Consider the following 5,879-nt stretch of genomic DNA (forward strand, 5'->3'; position numbering starts at 1 on the left):
GTGTCCATTACTTCGGCAATACGGGGGCCGACCAGGCCGTCATCTCCACCAACGGCGGCAGCGTGCTGGCGCACGCCACGGGCACGGGCTATGCCGAAGTGGTCTTCAACTCCGCCAGCATCGACACCGGCGGCGGCAACCTGAGCCTTGTGACGGACGGGCCGAGCAGCACCCAGTTCGTCGCGTTCAGCGGCGACGTGCACACGCGCGGCGGCAGCGTCACGCTGGACTCCGGCTTCGTCGGCGCCAGCCCCGCGTTCAGCGACATCAACATCGACGTGGACGGCACCATCGACACGGGCGGCGGCGCGGTGTCCATCCATGCGCACGGCGTGGGCGGCATCTACGATTCGGTGACCAGCCGCTTCAACAACCAGATCAGCACCAACGGCGGGGCGGTGTCGATCCTCAACGGGCAGACCGGCGCGCCCTCGGGCTTCGTGCTGCTCCAGGGCACCCGCATCGACACGCGCGTCGGCCAGTCCGATGCGGGCGCCGGCGGCGACGTGAGCATCGCCGGCGGCGGCGTGAGCATCARCGGCGCGCGCATCGACAGCGCCACCGGCGACGTGGCGATCACCGGGACCGGCGGCACGGGCCAGAGCGGCAGCGCGGTGCAGCTGGATTCGCTGTTCCTGCGGGCCGTGGGCGTTCCGGTTCCCACCGCCATCTCGACCACCAGCGGCAACGTGCTGGTGCGGGGCGTGCAGGACTTCAACCGCGGCTCGAGCGCATTCAATGCGACGCACGGCGTGCTGGTCACCGGCGGCAGCAGCATCACGACCGGCAGCGGCAACATCGCGCTGCAGGGCCTGTTTGCCAGCACGGTGGTCGACGGCACCGACAGCGGCGTGCGGCTGGAAAACGGCGCGCKCCTGGCCACCACCGGCGGCGGCAGCATCGAGCTGACCGGCAGCTCGCTGCAGGGCACGCCCGGCGTGTCGATCCAGACCGGCCTCTTGTCCACCGGCGCTCCCGGCGCGGCGCCGCAGGTGCAAAGCAGCGGCAACCTGGTGCTGCGCGCCAGCAACGACGGCAGCGCGCCGGCCCTGGCGATCGACGTGCCGGTGAGCGCCGCCGGCACCATCAACCTGCGGCCGGGCGGCATGGACGCGGCGCTCAATGCCTTCGACGCCACGGCCGCCGGCATCACCGTGGGCGGTGCGGCGGGGGGCGGGTTCACGCTGTCGGATGCGCTGATGTCGCGCTTGAATGCGCCCAGCGTGGTGGTGGGCAGCAACACGCACGCAGGCACCATCACCGTGGCCGGCGCGCTGACGAGCGCCGGCGCGCTCACGCTGCAGAACGAAGGCGTGGGCGCCGGCGCCGGCGGCATCGTGCTGAACGGCGCCGTCACGGCGGACCGCCTGGGCCTGCTCTCGGCCGGCGACATCACGCAGACGGTGAAAGCACCGATCACCGCCCAGCACCTGCTGGCGCGCTCCAGCCGCGGCAGCGTGCTGCTCGACCAGGCGGCCAACAACGTGAGCGAGAACACGCTGGGCGGCGGCGCCGCCGGCGCCTTCCGCTACCAGGACGTGGACGGCGTGCGCATCGGYGCGCTGTCGGTCACCGGCTTCGACGCCGGCAGCAACCAGCCGCAGCTGGTGTCGGCCACCTCGATGGCGGCCGACACGGTGTTCGTGCGCACGCTCTCGGGCGACCTCACGCTGGACACCGCCGTCACCAGCAGCTCGGGCACCGACCTGGTGGCCGCGGCGCGCTTCCAGAATGCGGGCGGCGGCAGCATCGGCGGCGCGCCCTGGCGCATCTGGGCCGACACCTGGGTGGGCGAGTCGCGCGGCGGCCTCGCCGGCTCGGGCGCCACGCCCAACCTGTTCCACTGCGCCTACCTGGGGCTGTGCACCGTGATCATCACGCCGGGCGACAACCACTTCATCTACGCGCAGCAGCCGCGGGCCACGGTGGTCATCGGCGACGCCAGCCGGCCCTTCGGCACGGCCAACCCGCCCTTCGGCTTCACCATCGGCGGGCTGATCCTGGGCGACGGCACGGCCGGCTTCCTGGGCACGCCCACGAGCGCGGCCGGCATCTTCAGCCCCGCGGGGCGCTATGGCATCAACGGCAGCTTCACCTCGGCGGCCGGCTATGCGGTGGACGTGGTGCCCGGCTCGCTGACCGTGACGGCCAGCCTGCGCCGGCCCGACTTCCCGGGCTCGGACCTGGTGCGCGAGCTGCCCAACACCAACACCTACACCTTCGACCGCAACCTCGGCGCGCCGCCGATCTGCTTTGCCACCGGGCCGCTGGAGGGCGACCTGCCGCCGCCCCTGTTCCTGTTCATCCAGACGAACAAGCGCTGCAACCTGCGCTGCGAGCACTGCGACTTCTGGAAGCTCGACGACGCCGACCGTGCGCGCTACCTCGGCCCGGGGCGCCGGCACGAGGTGCTGGCGGAGTTCGCCGCGATGAACCCCCAGGGCAGCGTGGTGATCTGCGGCGGCGAGAGCATGCTCGACCTGGAGGACTACTTCCACATCTCGCGCACCTGCCGCGAACTGGGCCTGGCCTGCCTGTCGGTCATCAACGGCACCCGCGTGCGCGACGAGGCCACGGCCGAGCGCATGATCCGCGAGGGCCCGCACGGCATCTCGGTGTCGCTCAACAGCCATCGGCCGGCCCTGCACGACCGCACGCGCGGCGTGAAGGGCGCCTTCGGCAAGGCGGTCGCCGCGCTGCGCCTGCTGCTGGCGGCGCGCCCGCCGGGCGGCGACACCCGGATCAACGTGATGGGCCTCGTCTTCGACGAGAACTATCTCGAGCTGGAGGACTTCTACGCCTTCGTGCTGGACGAGCTGGGCGCCGACAAGCTGAAGCTGAACTTCCTGCAGCCCAGCTTCGGCCAGATGGGGCTGGTCGACCCCTTCTTCGCCGCCCACCGCAACGTGGACCCGGACCGGCTGGTCGAGGTGATCCGCCGCTGCGACCAGCGCTTCGGCCTGGGGCTGAACCCGCTCTGGCTGCACCAGGTGCACATGTACTTCTCCACGCTGCGCGCCTGCCCGGACGCGGCGCGCGGCTGGGGCTCGCACACGCGCACGACGGAACACATCTGCAACACCTACGAGCGCAACATCATGGTGGACCACTACGGCGTGGCGCGCCTGTGCTTCTCGGGCAGCTTTCCGGGCATGCAGCTGGACAAGCCCGGCGACTTGCGCCTGTTCTGGCGCGAGGCGGAGTTCGTCCGCACGGCGATGCGCGGCTGCAACCAGTTCTGCGGCATCAGCCACAGCGTGCGGCGGGAGACCAGCACCTGCGCCTCGCGCCGACCGGCCGCGCTCTTTCCCGCCGCGCGGCCCGCGGCCGGCGTGGCGCGCACCATTCCCCTGCACGTGGACCGCGGAGGCTGAGGTGAACGGCGCGGCGCTCAGGGTGGCCGTGGTCACCCCCTACCACCGCGAGCCGGCCGCCGTGCTGCGCCGCTGCATGCAGAGCGTGCATGCGCAGAGCCATGCGCAGGTGGTGCACTACATGGTGGCGGACGGCCTCCCGCAGCCCGGGCTGCTGGCCGAATGGCCGCAGGTGCGGCACATCGTGCTGCCCTGCGGCAACGCCAACTTCGGCTGCACGCCACGCGGCATCGGCGCGCTGTGCGCGCTGGCCGACGGCGCCGACGTGGTGTGCTTCCTGGACGCGGACAACCTGTTCCTGCCCGGCCACGTCGCCTCGGTGGTGCAGGCCTACGCCGAGGCCCGGGAGCGGGGCCGGCCGGTCGATGCGGTGTTCTCTTCGCGGTACATGTTCCTGCCGGGCCACGAGCACCTGCGCATCGTTCCGCCGGACGAGGCGCCGGGCTCGGATTTCGTGGACACCAACTGCATCAGCCTGGCCCGCTCGGCCGGGTTTCTGTGGGGCGCGTGGTCGCAGCTGCCGCGTTCGCTGACGCCGGTGTGCGACCGGGCGATGTGCTGGCTCATGCAGCACCACGGGCTGCGGGTGCGCTGGACCCGGCAGTGCACCGTGCTGTACGAATCGCGCTGGCGCGCCACCTATCTGCAGGCCGGCCTGCCGCCGCCCGAGGGGCTGCACGACGAGCTGCTGCGTTCGGCCGGCGTCGGCCTCACGCCGGAAGAGCTCTGGGGCCTGCTGCGGGTGCAGTGGAGCTTCGATCCGCCGGCCCGGCGGGCGTGACGGACCCGGCGCGCCGGATCACCGCGCGAGGCCRTGGCCGCCCGTTGCGTCCAGTGCGCCCAGCGCGCGCGGCAGGTCGCCGTGCCAGGTCTTCAGGCCCTGGTGCGACAGGCGCGACTGCAGGTCGACGAACACCTGGCCGCCCAGCTGCTGCCAGCGCCGGCAGAAGGCGAAGTCCTCGCTCAGGTAGCGGCCGGTGGCGGGCTCGAACTGGGTGTCGAAGAAGCGCCAGTGCGGCAGGTGCGCATTGGCGTGGTCGCCGGCCTCGGGCGTGTAGCGCAGCTCGGGCATGGCCGCGGCCATGCGTTCGAACACGCCGCGGGCGATCAGCATGAAGCCGGTCGGCGCGTCCAGCACCTCGACGAAGCCGTCCGCATCGGCTTCGGTCGGCGTGTGGCGCAGRTTCAGCGGATAGCGCGCATGCAGCGCGTCGAAGTCGGCCTGCGTGGCGCCCGCGGGCAGCGGCCGGGCCAGGCCCTGGGCCGGCCAGCCGTCGTTCTTGTGCGGGTAGACGCCGGCCACCACGTCGCGGCCGGACAGCAGCAGGCGCAGCGCCGCATCGGGCGCGAAGCCGACGTCGGCGTCGATCCAGAACAGGTGCGTCCATTGCGCATCGGCCATGAACTCGGCCACCAGCCGGTTGCGCGCGCGCGTAAGCAGGCTGTCGCCGTCGAGGAAGCGTGTCTGCATGGCGAAGCCGTGCGTCCACGCCGCATTGACCAGGCCCAGCAGGCTGCGCACATAGAGGCTGGTCATGGCGCCGCTGTAGCTGGGCGTGGCGACGAAGGGGCGGATGCCCTTGAGGGCGGCGGTGTCGAGCATGGCGGGGTCGGTGCGTGGTGAATGCCTGGTGAATGCTGGTGGAAGAGGGGCGTGCAGTTCAGGCCGCGTGCGCATGGCGCCGCGTGGTGAGCAGTGCGCGCAGCTTGGCCGGCGCGACCGGCTTGGTCAGCAGCATCACGCCGCCGTGGCGCAGCCGCTGCAGCACCTCGGGGCCGGTGGCGCCCGAGACCAGCACCGCGAGCGCATCGGGCTGCAGGCGCCGGGCGGCGTCGATCACCTCCATGCCGTCGGCGTCGCCGGCCAATTGCAGGTCGCACAGCACCGCGTCGAAATGCACGTCGCCCGTGCCCAGCCGCGCGATGGCTTCGGCGCCGGTGGCCACGCATTCGACCTGGCAGCCCCATTGCTCCAGCAGCGCGCGGCTGCCGTCGAGGATGGCGGGGTCGTCGTCCACCACCATGCAGTGCAGCCCGGCCAGCGGCGTCAGCGCGAGCGGCGCGGGTTCGGGCGCCGTAGCGTCGGCCGCATGGGCCGCAGGCAGCGTGAGCGCAAAGGTGCTGCCCGCCTGCAGCGCCGAGCGCAGCGTGATGCGGGTGCCCAGCAGCGCCGCGATGCGCGCGCAGATCGCCAGGCCCAGGCCGAAGCCGCGGCGGCGGTCGCGCTCGGTGTTGGCCACCTGGTAGAACTCCTCGAAGATCCGGCCCTGGTGGATGGGCGCAATGCCGATGCCGTTGTCGCGCACCTCGATGCGCACGCTGTCGCCGTTCCTTCCGCGGGCGCGGCGCGCGGCCACCAGCACGGTGCCGCCGGCCGGCGCATGGCGCAGCGCGTTGGCCACCAGGTTGCCGACGATGCGCTGCAGCAGCGCCGCATCGCTGCGCACCGCCAGGCCGCGGTCGCTCCAGCGCAGGCGCACGTGGGTTTCCACCGCGGTGGCGGCA

The 5,879-nt window shown here is 72.5% G+C and carries 4 protein-coding genes; 2 read left to right on the forward strand and 2 right to left on the reverse strand.

Annotation, left to right across the window (positions count from 1 at the left end; translation table 11 throughout):
* Window positions 1–3,374: radical SAM protein (locus AC1DOC_RS24110; protein WP_478130644.1), on the forward strand; the 3,374-nt coding region annotated here is incomplete at its 5' end.
* A gap of 1 nt (window position 3,375) precedes the next feature.
* Window positions 3,376–4,155 carry a glycosyltransferase family 2 protein gene (locus AC1DOC_RS24115; protein WP_478081516.1) on the forward strand — a complete coding sequence of 260 codons (780 nt, stop codon included), beginning with the start codon at window positions 3,376–3,378 and terminating at the stop codon, window positions 4,153–4,155.
* Window positions 4,156–4,173: 18 nt separating this feature from the next.
* Here the strand turns inward: AC1DOC_RS24115 and AC1DOC_RS24120 are convergent, their stop codons facing one another.
* The gene (locus AC1DOC_RS24120; protein ID WP_478081517.1) at window positions 4,174–4,977 is read right to left on the reverse strand and encodes a hypothetical protein; all 804 of its coding nucleotides are present in this window, start codon (window positions 4,975–4,977) and stop codon (window positions 4,174–4,176) included.
* A 58-nt stretch (window positions 4,978–5,035) separates the two neighbouring features.
* Window positions 5,036–5,879 (reverse strand): sensor histidine kinase (locus tag AC1DOC_RS24125; protein WP_478130645.1); only part of this gene is annotated, 844 nt, incomplete at its 5' end.

The organism is Variovorax sp. 01T439_2 (assembly GCF_056398445.1).